The 22,106-nt window shown below is 57.7% G+C and carries 13 protein-coding genes and 1 other RNA gene; all 14 read right to left on the bottom strand.

Features of this window, described 5'->3' with window-relative positions; translation table 11 throughout:
- Window positions 1–332: 332 nt before the first annotated feature.
- Complete coding sequence (locus EGM97_RS02250) at window positions 333–3,473, bottom strand: type III restriction-modification system endonuclease (protein ID WP_238964786.1); 3,141 nt, start codon at window positions 3,471–3,473, stop codon at window positions 333–335.
- A 10-nt stretch (window positions 3,474–3,483) separates the two neighbouring features.
- On the bottom strand, window positions 3,484–5,484 hold the full coding sequence (locus tag EGM97_RS02245; protein WP_238964787.1) for a site-specific DNA-methyltransferase: 2,001 nt from the start codon (window positions 5,482–5,484) through the stop codon (window positions 3,484–3,486).
- Window positions 5,485–5,507: 23 nt separating this feature from the next.
- Window positions 5,508–6,197 (bottom strand): DUF4391 domain-containing protein, encoded by a 690-nt coding sequence (locus EGM97_RS02240; RefSeq protein ID WP_238964788.1) that lies wholly within the window; start codon window positions 6,195–6,197, stop codon window positions 5,508–5,510.
- Window positions 6,194–9,487 carry a helicase-related protein gene (locus tag EGM97_RS02235; protein WP_238964789.1) on the bottom strand — a complete coding sequence of 1,098 codons (3,294 nt, stop codon included), beginning with the start codon at window positions 9,485–9,487 and terminating at the stop codon, window positions 6,194–6,196. The genes EGM97_RS02240 and EGM97_RS02235 overlap by 4 nt, the downstream gene beginning before the upstream one ends.
- Window positions 9,488–9,697: 210 nt before the next feature.
- Window positions 9,698–10,093, bottom strand: coding sequence for a hypothetical protein (locus tag EGM97_RS02230; protein ID WP_343075407.1), 396 nt, complete (start codon window positions 10,091–10,093; stop codon window positions 9,698–9,700).
- Window positions 10,090–11,070 (bottom strand): integrase domain-containing protein, encoded by a 981-nt coding sequence (locus tag EGM97_RS02225; protein WP_238964790.1) that lies wholly within the window; start codon window positions 11,068–11,070, stop codon window positions 10,090–10,092. Before EGM97_RS02225 ends, EGM97_RS02230 begins: the two co-directional genes overlap by 4 nt.
- A gap of 950 nt (window positions 11,071–12,020) precedes the next feature.
- Window positions 12,021–13,277: an integrase domain-containing protein gene (locus EGM97_RS02220; RefSeq protein WP_238964791.1), complete on the bottom strand. Its 1,257-nt coding sequence runs from the start codon at window positions 13,275–13,277 to the stop codon at window positions 12,021–12,023.
- A gap of 187 nt (window positions 13,278–13,464) precedes the next feature.
- Window positions 13,465–13,858, bottom strand: a transfer-messenger RNA (tmRNA) gene (gene ssrA / locus EGM97_RS02215).
- Between the two features lie 94 nt (window positions 13,859–13,952).
- Complete coding sequence (locus tag EGM97_RS02210; protein ID WP_238964792.1) at window positions 13,953–14,240, bottom strand: hypothetical protein; 288 nt, start codon at window positions 14,238–14,240, stop codon at window positions 13,953–13,955.
- Window positions 14,241–14,364: 124 nt separating this feature from the next.
- The gene (locus tag EGM97_RS02205; protein ID WP_238964793.1) at window positions 14,365–17,175 is read right to left on the bottom strand and encodes an FAD-binding and (Fe-S)-binding domain-containing protein; all 2,811 of its coding nucleotides are present in this window, start codon (window positions 17,173–17,175) and stop codon (window positions 14,365–14,367) included.
- The gene (locus tag EGM97_RS02200) at window positions 17,172–17,843 is read right to left on the bottom strand and encodes a LutC/YkgG family protein (protein WP_238964794.1); all 672 of its coding nucleotides are present in this window, start codon (window positions 17,841–17,843) and stop codon (window positions 17,172–17,174) included. Before EGM97_RS02200 ends, EGM97_RS02205 begins: the two co-directional genes overlap by 4 nt.
- Window positions 17,840–19,297, bottom strand: coding sequence for a LutB/LldF family L-lactate oxidation iron-sulfur protein (locus EGM97_RS02195; protein WP_238964795.1), 1,458 nt, complete (start codon window positions 19,295–19,297; stop codon window positions 17,840–17,842). The genes EGM97_RS02200 and EGM97_RS02195 overlap by 4 nt, the downstream gene beginning before the upstream one ends.
- Complete coding sequence (locus EGM97_RS02190) at window positions 19,294–20,118, bottom strand: (Fe-S)-binding protein (protein ID WP_238964796.1); 825 nt, start codon at window positions 20,116–20,118, stop codon at window positions 19,294–19,296. Before EGM97_RS02190 ends, EGM97_RS02195 begins: the two co-directional genes overlap by 4 nt.
- Window positions 20,119–20,268: 150 nt before the next feature.
- A complete protein-coding gene (locus tag EGM97_RS02185) occupies window positions 20,269–21,963 on the bottom strand; it encodes a lactate permease LctP family transporter (RefSeq protein WP_238964797.1) in 1,695 nt (564 codons plus the stop codon).
- Between the last annotated feature and the right edge of the window lie 143 nt (window positions 21,964–22,106).

Raw genomic sequence — 22,106 nt, 5'->3', positions numbered from 1 at the left:
AGTGTTTGGTCTTCGCAAACTCAACGTTAGCCAAGAACCACGATGACCATCCTCTTTCGCCCGCAGGGCGCCTTCGGCTGGTTCAGTTACACCACTTCCTGGGACACGATCGATGCCAGCTTGACTTACGCAAGGTGAGTTGGGCGGACGGTTACCTACCAAATGCCTTTTGCTGCTGATTAGGGCTGCCCTTTGCAGGTCAGCCCTTTTTTGAAATGAGCTATCCGCCCACGATGCTTCGCCATGTGATGGAGAGAACCGCTTAGAAGCCTACCTTTTTCTTATTCCAGACCCAAGCCAGCAGTTGCTACTCAATTTCCATCTCTCGCAGGTTACTTCACCAACTCCATTAGCTTCCCGAAGCTGTTCACCACGTCGTACTTCACGTTGTCAGGCGCATATTTTTTATTGATATCGTGAAAGAACTTCCGAGCACAGTCGATTTTGGTCTGCTCGATGGGGGTAAGGTGCATAGATGACATGGAACCCTTGGTCTCTGCCACAAAGTAGACGTGCTTGACGGTCCCCTCTTTGAAGGATATCGCCCAATCCGGATTGTAATCGCCCACAGGGGTTGGAATCAGGAAGCCACGCGGCAGCTTGGCGTAGACGACCACATCGGTGCAGGTATCCAATTCCTTCACGAACTCCCGCTCGATGTTGGAGTCGGTCAGCACGTAATCGTAGATGTGTCGTTGGAGCTTGTCCCCGGCCTTGCTGAAGTCCTGTTTTGTCTGCCCAGCAGTGAAGATGTCCAAGTCGAACTGATCGGCGACTGTGTCGTAGGCGAGGTGCTCGATGATCACCGTCGCCTTTTGCTCGTTGATCAATCGAACCGCTTCGGCGATGAAACTCTCAGGGTTGGTTTTGAATTGGGCAAACACGGCCGCATTGATCGCGCTCAGGATGTCCGCGATGGTACGCCTCGTAAGCTGTGTACCTTCGGCCAGTTTGCCAATTAGGTCGTACTTCACTGCTGAATGGATGGAGTGGACGTTCACCTCTGTTTCCGTAACCTTCAGCACAAAGGCGGAGCCACTATTAACTCCGTCGTAAGTGACCAGCGCGGACTGTTCTCCACGTTGGATGGTGTACTGCAATGGCGTCACGCGCAGATGCTCATCCAAGGCTTTGACTGCCTTGGCGACAAGCTCCTCGGAATCGAACCGCACGCTGTACGCTGCCTTGCGATTGATCCTGGCCCAAAGCTCCTTGAATTCCTGCTTTTCGAAGTTGGCGTTGGGCTCCAGCTTCTTCGCCTTACGGCCATCCTCGGGTTGCACGATCTGGCTTTCGCTGAACACGCTGTCGATCAGTTGGAAAACCTGTTCGGCATGCGGCAGCAGTTCGTCCGGCAACCCTTCGAGCGTGCCGTCCTTCTTGGACTGATGGTACTTCTCCGTGATGTTGCGCTTCTTATCGACGTAACCGTTCTGGATCAGGTAGAACTCAATGTCCGTGGCTTGATCGTCGGAAACCGTGATCGGGCCTTCCATGGTGTTGAGTATCTTGCCGGTGAAGTAAGCCTTGTCGGCCAAACGCGGACGAGCCGACAGGGATTCGCTGATGTCCTTCTGCAGGGCGGCAACGAAGTCCTTGTAGCTCTCACTCGCCACAACGGTCAGCACATTGATGTCGTGAACGATGGACGAGTGATCCATCCGGTCACCTTGCTGGTTCACCGAGAGACGCAAGCCACGGCCTACTTCCTGACGGCGTGAAATCGTGTTGTCACTGTGCTTGAGGGCGCAGATGACAAACACGTTCGGGTTGTCCCAACCTTCACGCAGAGCCGAATGCGAGAAGATGAAGCGGACAGGCTCGTTCAGGGACAGCAGGCGCTCCTTGTCCTTCAGGATCAGGTCATAGGCGTCAACATCGTTCGACAGGCCGGCGTTTTCGCCACGTTTATCTACATCAGGGTCAGCCAATCTTTTGGTTTTCTTGTCGATTGAGAAATAGCCGCTGTGGGTCTTCTCGACTGTGATGCGCTTGAGGTGCTTGATATAGGGCGTTTCGTCCAGATCCAGCACTTCGTTCAGGTAGAGCTGGTATTCCTCTTCAAACACGCGGGCGTACTCGCCCTTCTCGTCGGGAGCGCTGTAGTCGCGATACTTGGCGACTTCATCGATGAAGAACAGCGTTAGCACCTTGATGCCCTGCTGGAAAAGCTCCTGTTCCTTATCGAAGTGTGCCTTGATTGCTTCTCGAATCTGGATGCGGCGCAGCGCGGCTTCGTTCACGTCCCCGTCTGCTTCGCCTACCTGCAGCTCGACGCCGTTGGTAAAGCTCAGGGTGTCGGTGGCGGCGTTAATGTCGGACACTACATAGCTACGGTACTGGTCCAGCTCATTCGACAACACAAAGAGATTGTCCCCCTTGGACAGCTTACGTACCACACGCTTGATCTGACCGCTGGCAAGCTTCTGCTCGAACTCCACACGCGCCTCAGGCGGCTTCTTGGTGGAAACATCGATGCCTTGCAGGTAGAGGTAAGCGTTGGTGCCGGCCAAGCCCTTGACCGAGATGCCGCGTACGGCAATCTTCTTGACCAGCTTCTGGTTGTAGGCGTCCAGCGCGTCAAGGCGGTGAATCTTGTTGTGTGTGGTCTTGTGGGTGGCGGAGTAGCGCAACACCATCAATGGCTTGAAATTGTTCAGCGAGTCCAGCGTCTTGCCGCCTTCCATCTTCTGGGGTTCGTCCAGAATGAGAATGGGGTGATTGGCGCTGATCACATCGATTGGCTTGCGTGACTGGAAGTCGTCCAGGGCTTCGTAAATGCGGCGGTTGTCCTTGCCCGTCGCATTGAAGGCTTGCACGTTGATCACCATCACATTGATGCCCGCATCGGACGAAAAACTTTCCAGATGGTGCAGTGCCTTGGAATTGTAGATGAAGAAGCGGGCCTTCTTATGGTACGTCTCCAGGAAGTGATCTGCCGTGATCTCCAGCGACTTCGCCACTCCTTCACGGATGGCGATGCTGGGCACGACGATGATGAACTTGCTCCAGCCGTACTGTTTGTTCAGCTCGAAGATCGTCTTGATGTAGCAGTAGGTCTTCCCCGTGCCGGTTTCCATCTCGATATCGAGATGGATTTTGGATATAGACTTAGCGCTGTCTTTGTACTGTTTCGTGGCAGGAACGCGTTCCTTGTTTCCGTTGATAGTGAAGTAGTCATCAAGCGATTTCGAAACAGGCAGGTTCTGCAAGCGCTGCACCTGCTGGATATTGTCCAGCAGCGCAGATTCGGACAAGGCCAAATACGCGTTGCGGAAGGCTGCCTCCTGGTCGGCGACCGTTTCAGTTTCTAGATCGAGAGCAGATTGAGGGCTCGCCGGTGCAGCCCTCTTCACGCCAGGGTCCAGGCGATAGCGAACCCCGCCATGCTGCGGTATTTGTCCCTTGAAGCAATCCACCACTGCCTGAACGGCAGCGGTTTGGTAGGGCTGCGTCTTGAATTTCAGTTTCATCGCCTACCCCTTAGACGCACTTCACTTCGGTGGAAGGCGAGAGCGATTTGAAAATCTGTTCGACGTTGATTTTGACAGCGCTGTCCTTAAAGCCTGCATCGCGGAACACCATACGCAGGGGCTGATGCTTTGACAGTTCCTTGACGAAGTCCTCATCGATGCCGCCATGGGCATCGAAGCACGCTGTCAGAGCGTTGCCATCGACGAAAAGGACCTCTTTTCCATGGATGGTTTGTTTGGCGATGGGCAATCCCAGATCGACACCCCAGTCCTGCATCACTTGGAACAGAAGGTCTTCCGACGTACGGTCGGACTTGATGTTGTCGACGAATAGGTCGAGGTTGGCCTTATCCAGCGCATCAGGCGCATAGTAGACATCCGCCATGTTGGAGGTGTCGATCTTAAGGACGCGGAAGCCGGAGTCTTGACTCCACCCCGGGGCACCGTCCTTTTGGTGCACAGCCGCACCGGCCCGGCGAGTACGCTCCTTGGATATCTCAGATATGAATGGCTTAAGGCCAATCTGCGTGCAGAATTGGAAAGCCTCTTTTGCATCCTTGCTCTCTTGGCCTATCGGCTCGGGGAATTGCACGCTGATGAAGCGGCGACTACCTCCTTCCCGTCGGTTGATTTCCATCGTCGCGTGCGCCAATGTTGAGGATCCAGCAAACAAATCAAGGCAGATGTCTTTCTGCCCTGTCATGAATGAGATGAGACGCTCCATCAACAGGATGGGTTTTGGATTCGAGAACACCTTCTTGCCCTCTGGAAAGAGGGTCTTAAGGTCGTATGCACCAGACCTTCCATCTAGGTCGAAGACGCTGGATAACTTGTCCTCGAACTCATAGGCATACACTTTCAGCTCGATTAGCTTAGTTTCATCATCGCCAAAAAGAACCTTCTTCTCAGCAAGCAGGCGCTTCATGGTTTCTTCTGGGAAGCGATATCCCATAAGCGGCTGTTTGCACGGCTTCTTGGTGATCGGATGAATCACTTCATATCTATAACCTTCCTTGCCGGGGTTATGAACGCTGCGGCTTCCTGCATAAACGCCGCCCTTGTCGATGAACTTGTAATCGGCCAAAGGGCCGAGTTGGTCTTTGTTCTCACGATACCAAGCGGTGTAAGCGGCTTGCAGCTGGTTGACATCATCGGGATGCTTGGCAACCAGTTTGCTGCCTATGTTGATGAGAACTTCCTTAACGTCGGATACCGAGCTCTTCCACACGCCCTCAAGGTCGGTCTTGCTTCGCGCAAAGACATGGATGCTTTCGTGCTCGACTGCGATGTTGCTTGGATTGTTGTCAGTTGCATTCTTCCAGATCAATGTGCCGAGGAAGTTCGTCTCGCCAAAAATCTCATAGCATAGATGCAATACGTTGGCGGTTTCGGCGTCATCAATAGAGATGGCGATTACGCCCGCAGGGGCCAACAGGTTTCGCGCAACTCGTAGCCGCTGGTACATCATGCTAAGCCAGTCGGAATGAAACCTTCCATTCGCTTCAGTGTTGGCGACAAGGCGATTTCCCAGCTCATCGGACTGATTGCTTTGCGTCAGATACTCGTAGGTGCTTCCTACAAAATCGTCACGATAGACAAGGTTATTTCCCTTTTTTCGGTTGTATGGAGGATCGAGATAGATCAGTTTAATTTGACCTAGGTAAGCCTCCTGCAAAAGCTTGAGCGCTTCGAGGTTATCGCCCTCAATGAAGAGGTTCTTCGTGTTGTCGAAGTTCACGCTTTCTTTGCGGCAAGGGCGCAATGTCTTGGCAATCGGCGCATTGGCTGCCAATAGCGCCTCCCGCTTCCCCGGCCAATTCAGGTGGTAGCGTTCCTGTGGCCCTTCAACAACTGATCCCGATAGCTCCTGACGTAGCTGGTCAAAATCCACGGTCAACTTCATGCTTCCGTCTTCGGCTTTAGCCTCGGTTACACAGCCGGGGAACAGCTCACGAATGTGCGCGATATTGTCTTGCGTCAGATCGGGAGAGTGCATCTTTAGTTTTTCCATTGTTTTTCCTTGAAGCCCTGGATTCAGTGGCTCAAGTCCTCAAGTTCGTTTTTCATTTGGCGCAAAGTAGTGTTGATTTCCACTTTGCGGTTGAATTGCTTTTCCTTGGCTAACTTGGCGCGGATTCTTTCAATTTCACGCTGCTTAGTCCTCACACCTTCTAGGCGCTCGACCAGGGCTGTTAAACTTTCCTCTGCACGCGGTGCTAGTGGAATCAGGCGTTGCAGCAGGGTTTCGTAGAGTCCTGCTAAGTCCAGAACCACAGGCATGTCACTGCGCTCGCTGTTGGCTGGCATCCATGTGGTCGAAAAGTAATCGCTGACCACCCACTTGCAGGCGTCCGCTTCACTGAGGCGCTTGTGTGCGGCAATAACCTTGATCCTGCCATCGTGCTCGAGCTCGAACAGGACGGGGAACTGTACGGCACCATCGATGCACTTCAGTACATCGACCGACAGCTCCGGTGTCTTCAGCAGAATGTGGAAAACCTGCACCTCCGGCACGCCCGGCTTCGCGGGCAGGTTGATAGTTTCCGGCGCGAGCTTGTACTGCCAGATGATCTGCTCGACCTGCTCCACGAACAGGTCTTTCAGGCGAGTGTTGGCCCCGCTGTGTTCGTAAATTTTGTTCTTCGGCAGCACACGCCCGAACGTAGCCTGCTTGGGGTAGTTGATGAAGGCCAAGTGCTTGGCCGAAGTCGTGGCTCCGCTCATCCGGCCTCCTGAATCACAAGGAAGGTGATGAGTTCGAAATCATCCAGGCCGCTGATGGTGTTGGTCAGTGCCGTGGTCTTGCCGCCGCTGAAAAGGCTGTCCAAGTCTTTTTCTTCTTTCACCTCGATCATGGAGCGGATGGTCTTGCTCAGCAGCTCGGAGTAGAGATGCATGTTCTTGCCGTCGTTCGTGTCTCTATTGAAGAATTCACAGGCCATGGAGATGGGTTCTGGACGCCCCTTGCAGCCGCTGCGCACGAGGTCCAACAGGCGCTTGACCTCGAAGTGATCGCTGATCACCTCGCCGTCGCGCCCGATATAGACGAGGTAGTACGGGTGTAGCCGGTTGTGCTGGTTGACGTTCACCTCGGGGTTACGGTTACGCAAGGTGAAAATCACACCCGGTTCCAGGCCCAAGCCGGGATTAGCGGGGACCACGGCATGCATACCGTTCGGCACATGGCTGGGTTCGCCATATGCCTTTACGTAGTTGAGCAAGTCCATGCGGAAGTCGTTAAGCCCGAGGTCGGTTATCGACACGCCGGTTTTTAGGTCTTCCAGCTCAATCACTTCCTCCTGCAAGCGGCGCAGTTGTTCCTTGCGGTAGGTGACATCGTTGGCCTGCGCGGAAAGCACGTTGTCATCACCGGTGGCCGTCACGTCAGCGATCATCATCCGGCTCTCAACTCGCTCTTTCAGGTTGATGTACTCGTCAAGCGAGATGTCAGGCCAGTAGTTCACCAACTGGATGCTGGCGTTGGTAGAGCCAATGCGGTCAACACGCCCGAAACGCTGAATGATGCGGACCGGGTTCCAATGGATGTCGTAGTTGATAAGGTAATCGCAATCCTGAAGGTTCTGGCCTTCGGATATGCAGTCCGTGCCGATCAACAGATCGATCTCTGCGGGCTCTTGTGGGAGCACTTGAGCCTTCGACTTGGAGCGCGGCGAAAACAGGGTCAGCAGCTCTTGGAAGTCATAGCTTTTCTTGAGCGTAGATTTGGGCGAGCCGGTCCCCGTGACCTTGGCACTGTGAAGTTGCTGCTGAGCCAGCAACTCCGGCGCGAGGTTGGCGTAGAGGTAGTCGGCGGTATCGGCGAATGCCGTGAAGATGATGATCTTCTTATTGCCGGGGTTTATCGGGTTGGCGATCTTTTCCAGCACACGTGCCTTGAGGTGCTGCAGCTTGGCGTCGTCCTCGGGGGTGATCTTGTTCATTGAGGCCAGCAGGGCATCGATGATCTCCAGATCAACACTCAGGTCATGCTCCCATGAGGGCAAGTCCATGTCGGCCAAGCTGATCTTGACTTTGCCGCCAATCTCGCCGCCGTTCAGCATCGACAGATCGTCGTCTTCTGCTTCCAGGTTCTCCAATACGTCGGTGAGGTCAGCCACCTCGGAAGAACCAGCGGCGACACAGACGCCTTCATTGAAGCGGCCGATAGTCGCCAGCGTGTTGGTGTGGTTGCCACGCAGGGACTGCAATGTGAGCCGGAACGATTCTATGGAGCTTTCCAGGCGCTTGAGCAGGTTTGTGGTCATCAGCGCCTGCAGGCCCTTCTCGCGTCCGTGCAGGCTGAGGTTTTCCTTCCTGTCACCCGACTGCGCATTGTACAGGTCGATGTACTTCTTGACCCGGCTTTGAAGGATGTAGCCTGCCGGGGTGTACACGCACAACTTGAGCAGGGACAGTTGCTCGAAAATCTCGTTGAAGTCCAATACTTCCGGGCGCTGGGTCAGCGGGCAATGGAAGGAAAGCGGCTTGCGACGCTCCGGGAATTGGCCGATGTCCTTCGTGTCGTAGAAGGTCTGGATATGCTTGCGGGAGCGAGCGATGGTCACACTGTCCAGCAGCTCGAAGAAATCAAAGTCCAGCGAATCCAGGATAGCGCGAGCAGTGCGCTCCTCTGGCGGCAGCTTCGACCATACGGTGAAGGCAGCCTGTGCGCTCCGGAAAATTTCTTCCACGCTCTTGCTGATCTTGAGCTTCTTGCTGAGGTTTTCCGAATCACCTTCGTAGGCCAAAGCCAGCTGGTTGCGCAGATCGGCAAAGCGGTTGTTGACCGGGGTAGCGGAGAGCATCAGCACTTTGGACTTCACGCCTTCCCTGATGACCTTGTTCATCAGCATCTGGTAGCGCGTTTCCTTGTCCTTGTAGGCATCGTTGTTGCGGAAGTTGTGCGATTCGTCGATGACTATGAGGTCGAAACCACCCCAATTTACATTGTTCAAAGGTAGACCGAACGACTCACCTCGGGTGCGCCCTAAGTCTGTATGGCACAGAACGCGGTAGCTGAGGCGATCTGCCGCAAAAATATTGGTTTTGAGCGGGCTGTTATAGGTTAACCAGTTACCGGCTAGTTTCTTAGGAGACAGCACTAGCACTGACTTGTTTCGAAGTTCGTAATACTTGATCACTGCCAACGCAGTGAAGGTCTTGCCCAAGCCAACGCTGTCGGCCAGGATACAGCCGCTGTAGGTCTCCAGCTTGTTAATGATGCCGGTGGCGGCATCCTTCTGATAGTTGAAGAGCTTCTGCCAGACCAGCGTATCTTGGTAGCCAATGCGATCATTAGGGAGCACGTCCTCGTCTATGTCGTCCAAGAACTCGCTGAAGATGTTGTAGAGCATCAGGAAGTAGATGCTCTCGGGGGAGTTCTCTTGGTAGACCGAGGCGATGTGCTCGCAGATTTGCTGTGTCACATCTTCTAGCTTCTCTGGGTCGTTCCAGATCTGGTCGAACAAGCTGAGATAGGTGGCCGCAAAGGTCGGCTCATTCATCTTGTTGACGAGGTTCGACACGGCATTGCCTTGCTGGTAGCCGAGGTCAACTGCCGTGAAACCATGCAACGGCATGTAAGCAGTATTGCCCGTGTCGCCAGCGCGGGACTGCACGCAGGCGAACTGCTGCATGGGGGCCTGAGTCCGGTTGCTCTTGAAGCGGGCCTTGCGCCGCATCCAGTCTGCGCATTCCTTGGCAATTGCGCGCTGGGTCAGCTTGTTGCGCAGCTGGATTTCAAACTCGCTACCGTACAAGCTACGCTCGCGATCCACCTTTGGAATGTGGAACTCTCGACGCTCCTTGCGGATTTTGTCGGTGACTTCGTTGGCAACGAAGGTCGGTGAGGTGAATATAAAGTTCAGCTCCTCGAGCTTCTCCAGTTCCGCCTTCAGGGCCTCGAAGGCGTACATCGAAAAGCAGGACGCAGCGATCTTCAATCGCGCTCCCGGCCTGAGTGTCTGCTTCAGGTCGTCGCCAAGGAGGCGACTGATATTATCAATGAGTTCCATCGCTTCCCTTCTTCACTCCGTCCGTTGGCTGCGCATCGGCTGTGAAGCCATTCTTCTGCGCGTAGTTCAGGATCAGCACCTCGCCCATACAGCGCGATGGAGCGGTGTTTGTTTTGGGCAGCCATTTGCAACCGCTTGAGACCTGATGAGGTGTGGGCAGACAGAGTCTCGTCCTAGGGGCGCTTCATGAGGCAAATGCTGGACCTATTGTCACGCAAATCTGCTGCTCTTCGCCATTACCTCATGGCACGAAGGTGGCTCGGAGGGTTCTGAGGGTTTGGGATAGCCCAAAGTCTTTCGTTGTCGATATTGGCTTTCAGAAGGCTTTCTGCCGGTTTTGAACGCCCATGCCTTACCTGCTCTACGAGCGAGCAGTTGTATCGTAAGCATATAGTAGTACCGCGTATTTTCGCTGCGTTCGCTCAAGCGATGTTCAATAAACCAAACCAGATGCTTCCGTTTCCAACCCCAAGGCGTTTTACTCTGCCAGCGCTCTACAATTGCAGCCTGGATAACCATCGCCTGCCGCAAATGCCTCTGCCGGGTTGCATACGACCCGATCAGCACGCCAGCCAGGAACACTTCCATATCAAACTCCTTGTTCATACCCGCCCCCCTATATAGGCAGCAACCACATCGATCCGACCATGCCCCAGCTCTTGGCTGATCTGTACGCGAGCGTTACGGTCGAGACTCTGGTCCATGGTGTAGCACCGCCCACCATTGATAGGTGCGCGATGCTGGGTGATCTGCTCGTAGCGCTCGCACGCAAAAGCCGCCCTCAGCTCGTGAAACCCTTTGAGGTGATGAGCGTGCAAGACCTCCCGGGCGGGCCGGGCAATCCCTTGTAGAACGTCCTGATAGCTTTCACTTGGAGCAATCATGTTGCGGCTACCCGTTGGCGACACATGCGCCGCGAACGTCAAGGCATCCCGAATATGCTCATCCACCACAATCCAACGAGGCGCCGAGGCCCCGACGCGGCCGCCTTTAGTGCCATCCTGGATGTTGATCTTGCCTAGATCGTAAGCCTCACGAGTTAACCGCGGCAGGTCAGCCAAGATGGCCTCACGTAAGCGCATACCGGTGGCTCGCGCCAACAGAACGATTGCGGCGGCCCGTAGCTGATGATGGCGGCAGAGCGCCTCGACGATCTGCCTAACCTGTTCATGGTCTTGGCCTTGTGGCACCGAGTGTCGAACCCCGGTGCGCTGCATACCCAACGCATTGCTCGGACTTGGCAACTTCACGTACTGATCACCGCGAAGCGCCGCCATGGTCCTGTTAACGCTGGAGAGCCGATTTTGTGCGGTGCTGATTGCGAGATCACCGCGTCTAACCATGTCGCGCAGGTGCGCCGCATAATCGGCCAATACTTTCCGATCAATCTGCCGCGCATCGTTGATACCGGGCCCTTGTTCGGAGCGGCACCACTTCACGAATGCCCGCCACCGATCACAGTGCGCCTTGACCGTGCCGTAGTGGCCACCGCCAAACATGTCTTTCAGCGCCTGCGGCCCTGCATAGCTCAATTGTCTGCCGTAGCCGAAATTGCGCCCATCGCGTCTACCCACCAATGCCATGTCAGTCACCTCATCATCCGATCTCCAATCCTCGCCCCACGTCATCCCGCCAAGAATGCTGAGTGTTATCAGGGATCAAGGCCCCTGCGACCTGTGGGGTGTCCTCTAACGCGGGACTGGCGGCTCCTTACGACCGGGAGCAAGGGCATCTCATGATCTGGCCTCCTGAGCACCGTTACCGGTGGGCGGGTGGAGGCTGCATTGGCTGACGAGACCAGTGCCGCGAGATCCTGAGCCAGGTGCAAGCAGTAATGCGATGACCGGGGCATGCCTGACTGTCAGTCAGGTGCAGTCCATTCCGTGGTCTGCGGCACCATCATCTACATCGCTGTTGCTGGTGACATCGGCGTTTGTCACGCCGATTGTCACGAGGGGAATTGCCGCAAAGCCAAGTGCGATGAGGGCTGCAGCAATGCTAGAAGCGCCCGTCTCTTTCCAGGAGAAAGAGACGGGCGCAGGTTGGCGCAAGATTCGGCCAAGCGGATAGGTTGCTGCAGGGCAGCGAAGTAGGAAGTGTCGTCTGGCGCACGGGGGCCATGATCTGAAGTAGGCATCCATCACCGGGGAGGTGACCGGGCGAGCTGCCGGATGCGAATCGCCATTTGGGGGGAGAACCACCGCGAGAGCGGCGTGACCTTCAAGGTTCGGGTCACCCGGGTTGCTGTCATCGACAGCGCTTGCACGGCCAGTTCTACGCCTGTGGATAAACCCGGTCAAGGTTCGAAATTCAGGGTCACCGTGGACTTGAGGAACGATTGTCCACCGGTGGAATTCCGTGGCAAACCCCGGACAACGTCGTTGCTTTTAGCTCTTCAAAGTAAGGTCCATCCAAACAGGGCGGCTTTGCAGCCCTGTTTGGATGGACCCGCACTGAGAAGCGAATAAGCGAGGCTGCTCGCCCTGAATCTTGAACGCTCAGTTGTTGCAGCCTTTATTGCGCCTGTATAGCACTAGCGTATCGGCACCACGTTCTTGTCTCTGACTTGGCCGTATGCTGAGGCAAGCAGACTGCCGGTGGCGGCCTTCTGGATGTACTCACTCCACCAAGCCATCATCGGACGCCGGCGCTCGATGTAGTCGGCCCGGTTGTAAGCGCTGCGCACCTCATCCTTGTCGACATGCGCCAGTGCGACCTCAATGAGTTCGGGGTCCCACCCATGTTCATTCAAGATGGTGCTGGCCATCGAGCGCATGCCGTGGCTCACCAAGCGATCCTGGAAACCCATGCGTTTCAACGCCATATTGGCCGTTTGGCTATTGGCGTGGGTGCGCGGATTTCTGTCTGCCGGGAAGACGTATTCGCGATGGCCGCTGTGAGTCTTCAGTGACTCCAGCAGTGCGACAGCGTGATCACTCAACGGGATGCTGTGTGGACGGCGCTTCTTCATCCGCTCCGGTGGGATAGTCCAGACACGCCTTTCAAAGTCGATGTCCGCCCATCGAGTAGTCGCCGCCTCGGCGGGGCGAGTCATCGTGTGCAACTGCCATTCGATCAGGCAGCGGGTCGTACGTTTGATACTGGCGTTCGCGATCTCCAGCATGAGCTCGGGGAGTTCTTCGGGCGGAAGCGCTGCCATGTTTTCTTTCTTCGGCTTTTTGAACACCGCCCTGATACCGCTGAGCGGGTTGGCGAAGATCAGGCCGGAGTTCACGCCGTAGGTCATGATCTCGTTAAGCCGTTGGCTAAGACGCTTCACCGTTTCCAGGCTGCCTTTCGCTTCGATAGGGCGAAGCAATCCAATCACCATCGGCGCGGTGATTTTCACAAGTGGTGTCGTCCTCAGGTCGGGGAATACATGCAGCGTGAGCGACCGCCAGATGTCTTCGGCGTAGGCCGGGGTAACCGAGTCTTTTTTGAGCTCGAACCAGGCGGTAGCCACATTCTCGAAGGTGTGTTCCGTTTCTGCGCGCTTGGCTTCATTCAGCGTGTTGCGCTGCACCTTCGGATCAATGCCCTGTGCGAGCAGCTCGCGCGCATCGACTGCCATCTTTCGTGCGTTCGCCAGTGACAGTTCGGGGTAGGTCCCAAAGCCGATGTTGATGCGCTTCTTGGTCACCGGTTCGCGGTAGTTGAAATTCCACAGCAACGAGCCGTTGCTGCGTACCCGGAGCTGCAAACCGTCACCGTCAGTAAGGACATAATCCTTGGACGCCGGTTTGACTCCCTTGAGCTGTCGATCGGAGAGGCGGAGCGTTTGAGCAGGCATGAGATTGTCCTCAGGCACTGATTCGGTATTCCAAAGATTAGCACCGGATGGGCTGGAATACCGTTTGGAATACCCGAATGGCTGGAACTCAAAAAATCTCAGAAGACCGCAAAATCGCTGGAGGCCGCGTATTTACTGGGTTGCAGACACAAAAAAAGACGTCCGTGGACGTCTTTAGATGATGAAGTGGTGGAGCCGGGGGGATTTGAACCCCCGTCCGCCAGTACTCCGCTGTCGGTACTACATGCTTAGCCATGTCTATTGAGTTAACCCTCAGCGACCCGACGGGCAGGGTGCTTTGGGCGAGTTGTGTAAGTTTTAGCCGCTTCGTCCACAACGTACTGCACGGCGATTCTGTTCTATATGACAATCATTTTGGGTTTACAGACATCCCCTGATGATTGCTGGACCCGAAGGTACCAGAAGGGAAGAGCTAAGGCTGCTTACGCAGCGAGAGCGTAATCCCCGTAGGTTTCGTCATTGGCAACTATAGGAAGTTGCAACAGTGGATTTACGAGTTCTGTTACCAACTCGGCATGCACCTAAAGTTTCGCAACCGGCGTCGAATCCTGAACGGCCCCGAACCTGTCGCTACGGGAATCTGCTGGAGCGACAGGCATTTGCAGTGTACGCCAATCTGCGGCGCAGGCCAACCCGCAGGTTGGCCCTCGGCGTTTAGGAGTTTTTACCGTCCTTGTTCACCTTCTGGATTTCCTGAAGGGTTTGAGTGGTTTCGGAGATGCATTTCTTGGTGCCTTCCTCGGTATTCTGGGCCTGGAAGGCCTTGGCCTGCTGCACGCTGGTGGCGGCGCGTGCCTCCAGGTCCGTGCCCTGGATTTGGGTCTTGGAGTTCTCAATGGCCTTGATATTGGTATCACACAGATCGTCCGTGCCAGCGGCAAACGAGGACGACGCCAGCATGGAGGCAGTAACGAACAAACCGAGCAGTACAGAGCGTTTCATGTGTCTCTCCTTGAACCGAGGGCTCAGGCGTCGCTGGCCATCAGTACTACCAATTTGAGGGAGGTCCCGCGTTTGCGGGACTTGAACAGTGGACTGCTGGCGTTCGTCAGGGTTCTATTTTTCTTTACCTCGCCCTGGCCTGGGTCACCCGATCCACCAGGTAGACCAGTCCGTGGTAGTCGATGGCGCCGTGTTGCGTCAGGCCGATCTCACAGGTACGGCTGGTGGATATTCCTTCGCTGCAATGCTGCACCGCATCCTTGAGGGTGCGCAGCGAATGGGCGTTCAGTTCCGGGGTGGTGAAGCCTTTGTCTCCGGCGAAACCGCAGCAGTGAATGCCTTCCGGGATGATCACGTTCTTGCTGCATTTGCGTGCCAGATCAATCAACGCCTGACTTTCGCCCAGGTGCTGGGTGCTGCAAGTGACGTGCACGGCGATAGGCGCTTCCTGGGGCGTGAAGTCGAGGCGGTCCATCAGGTGGGTGCGGATGAAGCGCACCGGGTCGTACACGTCCAGTCGTGCGTCGTCGAGGTCCTGGACCAGCCGCAAGGTGCAGGGGCTGGTGTCGCAGTAGATCGGATCGAGCCCGCCGCGGCTGGCATGCAGCAACGCGCCGATCAGTTCCTGGCGTTTGTCTTCGGCTTGTTCGGCATAGCCTTTGGAGGCGAAAGGCTGGCCGCAGCAGAGGTTGTCCAGGTTGTCTGGAAAGACCACCTGATAACCGGCCTTTTCCAGCAGCCGCTGGGTTTTTTCATGCAGCGAGGCCTGTTCCGCGTCCCCGGCGGCCGGGCCCATGACTCGCGACACACAGGCCGCCAGGTACACCACTCTCGGACGCTCGTCCGCCACGGCAGGGCTGAAGCGGATGGCACGTTCCGGTTGCGGCATGGCGTGGGTCCATTGTGGCACCTGGCCCTTGGAGAGGCGGTTCAGCCCGGTGGACAAGCGAGCCAGCCGTGGCGCTCCGAGCAGCATGCGCGCACCGTTGGCGACGTGCAGGGTGAAGCGTGCGCCTTGCAACGCAGTGGCGAAGTTGCCCGCAAGCCAATCGGCGGTTTTCTTACGTGTTGCGGTACGGCCGCGGAGTTTTTTCACCAGCTCGCCGGTGTTGATGCCTACCGGGCAGCGTTGCGCACACAGTCCGGTGGCGGCGCAGGTGTCGATGCCCTGGTACTGATACGCCGTTTCAAGTTCCGCCGTGTCGACGCCCGTGCGTTTTTTCGCCTGGATGTCGCGCCAGATCACGATGCGCTGGCGCGGGCTTAGCGTCAGATCCTTGGACGGGCACACCGGTTCGCAGAACCCGCACTCGATGCATTTGTCGACGATCTCATCGGCGGCCGGCAACGGTTTAAGGTGTTTGAGATGGATCTGCGGGTCTTCGCTGAGCACCACGTCCGGGTTGAGGATGCCGTTGGGGTCGAGCAGGCGCTTGAGTTGCCACATCAGCTGATAGGCATCGCTGCCCCATTCCAGCTCGACGAACGGCGCCATGTTGCGTCCGGTGCCGTGCTCGGCCTTCAGTGAGCCGCCGAACTCCACCGCGACCAACTGCGCCACGTCGTCCATGAACGCCTGGTAGCGTGCGACTTCTTCGGCGCTGTTGAAGCCTTGGGTGAAGACGAAGTGCAGATTGCCTTCCAGTGCGTGTCCGAAAAGGATCGCTTCGTCGTAGTGATGTTTGTCGAACAATTCGATCAGGCGGTTCACGCCGATGGCCAGTTGTTCCACGGGGAAGGTCACGTCTTCGATGATGACCGTGGTGCCGGTCTTGCGGACAGCGCCCACCGCTGGAAAGGTGTCTTTGCGGATGGCCCAGAGTCGGGCGTTTTCCTTGGGGTCTTCAGTGAAGTCGACCTGCTTTTCCACCGGGAAACCGGCCAGGGAGGCCGTGATCAGGGCCAGTTGTTCTTGTAGGAGAGAGGAGGACGCGGCGCGGGATTCGATCAGCAGGGCGCAGGCATTGATCGACAGATGCCGTACGAAATCCGGCATACCGGGTTTGTCCTGCACCGAACGCAGGCTGCGCCGGTCGAGCAGTTCCACGGCCGATACCGGCTGGCTTTTCAGCACGGTGACTGCATTGCAGCAAGTTTCCACGTCCGGAAACACGATCAGTGCCGAGGCCTTGTTCGGATGGTCGACCACCGTGTTGTAGGTCACGGCACTGATGAAGCCGAGGGTGCCTTCGGAGCCCACCAGCAGGTGGCTCAAGATATCCACAGGGTCGTCGAAATCTACCAGGGCATTGAGTGACAGGCCGGTGGTATTTTTCAGACGGTATTTGTGGCGGATTCGGGCGGCCAGTTCCGTATTGGCGCGGGTCTCGCGACCGAGGGTTGCCAGACGTTCGAGCAGTTCGCCGTGGCTGGCGCGGAAGGCGGCCACGCTGGCGTCGTCTTCGGTGTCGAGGCGGGTGCCATCGGCCAATACCAGCCGGATACCGGCCAGGGTGTGATAAGTGTTCTGCGCCGTGCCGCAGCACATGCCGCTGGCGTTGTTGGCGACGATGCCTCCGATTTTGCACGCGTTGATCGAGGCGGGATCGGGGCCGATCTTTCGTCCGAACGGTGCCAGCCAGGCATTGGCCTGGGCGCCGATGACGCCGGGTTGCAGGCGAATCTGCGCGCCTTGTTCGCGAATCTGCCGACCGTTCCAGTTGTCTCCCAGCACAATCAGCACTGAGTCGCTGATGGCCTGCCCCGAAAGGCTGGTGCCGGCGGCGCGGAAGGTGACGGGCACCCGGTCGCGTTGGGCCAGTTGCAGCAGCGCCACCACTTCGTCTTCGCTCTCGACCCGGACCACCAGTTTCGGAGTCAGCCGATAGAAACTGGCGTCGGTGCCGAAGGCCAGGGTCGACAGGGGATCGTCGAACAGTCGTTTCTGTGGGATCAGTTGGCGTACGTCACGCAGGAAAGGGACCGGAAGCGTCATTGGTCCTCCAGAATCAGTACCACCAGATCTTTCGGTCCGTGTGCGCCATAGGCCAGGACCTGTTCGATGTCCGCTGTTTTCGACGGGCCCGAGACCAGCAGGGCGTTGGTCGGCATGCCTTGGGCCCATTCGAATTCCTGTTGCACTTCATAGAAGTTGTCGCGGATCTCGCTGGCCTTGAGCAGGGCGAAATGCACCGGCGGCACCAGGCTCATCAGCCGCGGTTCTTCCCGCGTCGGCCAGAGAATCAGGCTACCGGTGGCGGCGATGGCGCCGAGGGTTCCGGTCAGGCTGGCGGGGGTGTCGTTGAACAGTTCGGCTTTCCATTCTTCTACCGGGCGGTCGTAGGCCTTGAGCGTCGGCAGGTCCGGATTGTTCGCCCAGAACTGTGTGATTCTTTTCCCGTGCGGCGTGGTCGGTGCGATGAGCAGGCTCGGCAATTGTCGGTCGCGCAGCAACTGCGCCAGCAGCGCCGGCCAGTCTTCGCCGGACGTCAGGTGGATTTCGGTGTGCACCGCCTCCATCAGCTTGCGCAGTTGCGCGATGCGCTCTTCGGGCGCGTAGCGATAGGTTTGCGTCACCAGCTCGACGTTGTAGTTGTCGGCAACGGGCGTGGTGCCTGTCAGGCTTTTGCGCAGCTTGGCGAGGATGTTTTCCTTGGCGCTCATCGGTGGCCTCCCTGCTGGTTCAGGTGTTCGCGGGCCAGGTCATGCAATGAGCGGGCGGCGGGTTTGGGGGCGCTGTGGTTTTGCGTCCACGGGCCCACGTTACGGGGTGTGAGGGCGCGCAGGCGCGTGGCGAGGAAGCCGAACAGCCGGTACAGCCGCGGCGAGCTGTTGAGCCGTGCCCAGGCATTCCAGATGAAGCGTTCCTTGGGCGAATACTTGCTGCCCTGGCCGCGCATCACTTGATGGGGGCTGTCCGGCGCCTTGACGTTTTCTTCCCGCAGCCGGCGCAGCAAGGCCGGGATCGGAATCTTCACCGGGCACACTTCACCGCAGGCGCCGCACAGCGAAGAGGCGCTCGGGTGATCCGGTACTTTGGCGAGGCCGACCATGTGCGGTGTGATGATTTTTCCGATAGGCCCCGGGTAAACCTCGCCGTAGGCATGGCCACCGATTCGGGTATAGACCGGGCAATGATTCATACAAGCGCCGCAGCGGATGCAGTTCAGGGTCTGACGCAGTTCGCTGTCGGCAAATGCCTGACTGCGGCCGTTGTCCAGCAACACCAGGTGCACTTCCTGGGGGCCGTCCAGCTCGTCGGCCTTGCGCGGGCCGGAGATCATGTTGACGTAGGTGGTGATCGGCTGGCCGAGAGCCGAACGGGTCAGCAGTGAGAGCAGCGGCACCACATCGCGCAGGTTCTCCACCACTTTTTCGATGCCGGTCACGGCGATGTGCACGGGGGGCACGGTGGTGGACATACGGCCATTGCCTTCGTTTTCCACGAGCAGCAGCGTGCCGGTTTCGGCGACGGCGAAGTTGACGCCCGAGACGCCGATGTCGGCCTCGAAGAATTTCTGCCGCAATACCCTGCGACCGATCTGAATGAGTTGGTCGACGTCCTTGGTGTACTCCACGCCGAGTTTGTCGTGGAACAAGGACGCGACCTGACCGGCGTTCTTGTGGATCGCCGGCATAATGATGTGTGAAGGCTTCTCGTGATCGAGCTGGACGATGAACTCGCCCATGTCCGATTCCAGGCATTCAATGCCTTGAGCCGCGAGGACATGGTTCATTTCCATCTCTTCGCTGACCATCGATTTGCCCTTGATCACTTGCCGCGCCTCGTGAGCGCGGATGATCGAAAGGACGATGCCATTGGCTTCGTCCACCGTTTCCGCCCAGTGTACTTTCACACCGTTGCGGGTCAGGTTGCTTTCAAGCTGCTCGAGCAGGTCGGGCAGCTTGGATAACGCACGGGCGCGGACGGCATTGCCCAGCACCCGCAGGTGTTCTCTTTCGTGGGCGTCGCTGAAGGACGTCGCCCGCTTGGTCATCAGTGAATCCATCGCACTGCGAAAGTTGTTTCGCAGTTGCGTGTCGTCCAAAGCCTTGTGGGCTCGGGCGCGAAAATCCTCTTGTACCTCTACTGCCGGAATCAGCCTCGGCGTGCTCATGCGGCACCTCCGGTACGCTGCCAGAGGAAGCTCGCCAGGTGTTGCCCGCGCAGCGCCTCCTGCTGTTTTTCCAACGCGCCGTTGATGTTCATCAGGCAACCGCAGTCGGCACTGACGACCTGATGCGCGCCGGATTCCTTCAACGCCCGGGTCTTGTCGGCCACCATCGCGCCGGAAATATCCGGCATGCGCACGCTGAATGTCCCACCGAAACCACAACATTCGCTTTCGTGGCTGTGCTCGACCCGTTCCACGTTACTCAGCTGCGCCAACAGGGCGCGGCCATGCAGGTGGGTGTTCATTTCCCGTCGTGCCGAACAGGACGTATGCAGCGCGATTTTCACCGGCTCACCGCTGTCCTCAAGCTGCACCTTGCAGACAAACAGCAGGAACTCGGCCAGCTCATAGGTCCGTGCCGCCAGGGCCTGGATCTGCTTGAGTGTCTCGGGCTCGTCCTTGAACAAGTCGGCGTAATGCTCGCGGATCATGCCGGCGCAGGAGCCCGAGGGCACCACCACCGGGTAGTCTTGCGCGAACAAGGCCAACTGCGCCCGCGCCACCGTCCGCGCCTGCTCGGTGTAGCCGGACGTGTACGCCGGCTGCCCGCAACAGGTTTGTCCTTGCGGATACTCCACCCGGATCCCTTCGCGCTCCAGCAGATGAATCGCGTCCATCCCGGCTTCGGGGTAGAACAGGTCCACCACGCAGGTGCCGAACAGGTAGACCCGTTGCGGCTTCTCGCTGGGGTACTGCCGGGGTTCGGGCAATGGCGGGGCGACACGGGTCGCGTTCGGCACGGCGTTGTAAAAAAGCTCGCTCATCAGGCGTGTCTCCGGGTGGTCCCGGTTATCCGTCCGCTGAGGCTGCTGAATATAGAGAGCCAATCTTTCAGTAGCCTTGCAGACCCGGTTATCGATAGCGGACGCCGATTCGGAAATCGGCGTCGGTTCTTTCGGTGTTTCCTGTAGGACTCAGTGCACCAGCATGCCGGTGAACCAGTAGGCCTGGGCCAGCGTGATCAAACCGACGATCGTTGCAAAGAATAGGCTGTGTTTCAGGGTGAAACGGAACAGATCCGATTCCTTGCCCACCAGCCCGGTCGCGGCGCAGGCCACGGCGATCGACTGAGGCGAAATCATCTTGCCGGTCACGCCGCCGCTGGTATTCGCGGCGACGAGCAGGGTGTCATTGACGCCGATCTGGTGCGCGGTGGTGGCTTGCAGCGAGCTGAACAGGGCGTTGGACGAGGTGTCGGAACCGGTCAGGAACACCCCCAGCCAGCCCAGGAATGGCGAGAAGAACGGGAACGCAGCGCCAGTGCCGGCCAGCACCAGAGCCATGGTTGAGGACATGCCCGAGTAGTTGGTGACGAAGGCGAACGCCAGCACCATGCCGATGGACAGGATCGGCCAACGCAGCTCGAAAAAGGTCTCTTTGAAAGTGGTAAGACCAGTCTTGAGGTTGATTTTCAGCACCAGCATCGAAATCAGCGCAGAGAAGAAAATCGCCGTGCCCGTGGCGGAAATCGGGTCAAGCTTGTACACGGCCGGGATGGCAGTGGGGTTGACCACGATGGGCGCAACCTTGATCACCATCTGGTCCAGGTGCGGGATGGCGAAGTTGAAGACCCAGCCATACATCGAACCGCCCGCGGCGAACATCGCCTTGAACGGTTTCAGGGTCCAGATCGTGACCAGCACGGTGAGGATCAGGAAGGGCGACCAGGCCTTGATGATTTCACCCAGGCTGTAGGGCGAAGCCAGGGTGCTGCGTGGCTGGCCGAAACCGCCGGCGCTGGCGGTGACCGTCGCGCTGGAAGTCGTGCCGGCAATCTGGGCGCCGGCGGTGCGCTTGGGTTGCCAGACTTTCAGGAACAGGGTCAGGGAAATCAGGCTGGCCAGGGCCGAGGTGATGTCCGGCAGTTCCGGGCCAATGAAGTTGGAGGTGAAGTACTGGGTAATGGCGAAGCTCAGGCCCGCCACCAGCGCCGCCGGCCAGGTTTCCCGTACGCCGCGCAGGCCGTCCATCATGAACACCAGCCAGAACGGCACGAACAGCGACAGCAGCGGCAGTTGGCGGCCGGTCATGGCGCCAATCTTGAACGCGTCGATCCCGGTGACCTGGCCGGCTACGATGATCGGGATGCCCAGGGCGCCGAACGCGACCGGGGCGGTGTTGGCGATCAAGCACAGGCCGGCGGCATACAACGGGTTGAAGCCCAGGCCGACCAGCAAGGCGGCCGTGATCGCCACCGGCGCTCCGAAGCCGGCGGCGCCTTCCAGGAATGCGCCGAAGCAGAAGCCGATCAGCAGCACTTGCAGGCGTTGGTCATCGGTAATGGACAGAACCGAGCTGCGGATCACTTCGAACTGGCCGCTCTTGACCGTCAGTTTGTAGAGGAACACAGCGGCGACGATGATCCAGGCGATAGGCCACAAGCCATAGGCGAAGCCGTAGCCAGCGGCAGCAAAGGCCATGTCGGCAGGCATGTTGAAGCCGAAGATTGCCACGGCGATCGCCAGGGCCAGGGTGATGCTGCCGGCCACATGTCCTTTGAGGCGAAACACCGCCAGGGCCAGGAAGAAGAAAACGATGGGAATAACGGCCACGAGAGCGGACAAGCCGAGACTGCCGAGCGGGCTGTAAAGCTGTTGCCAGGTTTGCATGTGGGTGGGCCCCTAATTGTTGTTGGTCAGGCACTGGTCAGCGGATTTGGGTAATTGGTAAGACCAATTTACAAGCGCTGTTGGCTAGGGTAAAAGCCTTGGTTGTGGTGTGTCAATTTGCCGCCCGCAAAACTTTCGTCGAA

Source organism: Pseudomonas sp. AF32 (assembly GCF_022342325.2).
Lineage (GTDB): Bacteria > Pseudomonadota > Gammaproteobacteria > Pseudomonadales > Pseudomonadaceae > Aquipseudomonas > Aquipseudomonas uvaldensis.
The sequence above is the reverse complement of the archived record's forward strand: the minus strand, read 5'-3'. Positions and strand labels throughout refer to the sequence as shown.

What these genes read in the sequence shown, in the direction of transcription:
- EGM97_RS02250 (WP_238964786.1), bottom strand. Translation starts at nt 3,473, where the DNA reads ATGAAACTGAAATTCAAGACGCAGCCCTACCAAACCGCTGCCGTTCAG.
- EGM97_RS02245 (WP_238964787.1), bottom strand. Translation starts at nt 5,484, where the DNA reads ATGGAAAAACTAAAGATGCACTCTCCCGATCTGACGCAAGACAATATC.
- EGM97_RS02240 (WP_238964788.1), bottom strand. Translation starts at nt 6,197, where the DNA reads ATGAGCGGAGCCACGACTTCGGCCAAGCACTTGGCCTTCATCAACTAC.
- EGM97_RS02235 (WP_238964789.1), bottom strand. Translation starts at nt 9,487, where the DNA reads ATGGAACTCATTGATAATATCAGTCGCCTCCTTGGCGACGACCTGAAG.
- EGM97_RS02230 (WP_343075407.1), bottom strand. Translation starts at nt 10,093, where the DNA reads ATGAACAAGGAGTTTGATATGGAAGTGTTCCTGGCTGGCGTGCTGATC.
- EGM97_RS02225 (WP_238964790.1), bottom strand. Translation starts at nt 11,070, where the DNA reads ATGGCATTGGTGGGTAGACGCGATGGGCGCAATTTCGGCTACGGCAGA.
- EGM97_RS02220 (WP_238964791.1), bottom strand. Translation starts at nt 13,277, where the DNA reads ATGCCTGCTCAAACGCTCCGCCTCTCCGATCGACAGCTCAAGGGAGTC.
- EGM97_RS02210 (WP_238964792.1), bottom strand. Translation starts at nt 14,240, where the DNA reads ATGAAACGCTCTGTACTGCTCGGTTTGTTCGTTACTGCCTCCATGCTG.
- EGM97_RS02205 (WP_238964793.1), bottom strand. Translation starts at nt 17,175, where the DNA reads ATGACGCTTCCGGTCCCTTTCCTGCGTGACGTACGCCAACTGATCCCA.
- EGM97_RS02200 (WP_238964794.1), bottom strand. Translation starts at nt 17,843, where the DNA reads ATGAGCGCCAAGGAAAACATCCTCGCCAAGCTGCGCAAAAGCCTGACA.
- EGM97_RS02195 (WP_238964795.1), bottom strand. Translation starts at nt 19,297, where the DNA reads ATGAGCACGCCGAGGCTGATTCCGGCAGTAGAGGTACAAGAGGATTTT.
- EGM97_RS02190 (WP_238964796.1), bottom strand. Translation starts at nt 20,118, where the DNA reads ATGAGCGAGCTTTTTTACAACGCCGTGCCGAACGCGACCCGTGTCGCC.
- EGM97_RS02185 (WP_238964797.1), bottom strand. Translation starts at nt 21,963, where the DNA reads ATGCAAACCTGGCAACAGCTTTACAGCCCGCTCGGCAGTCTCGGCTTG.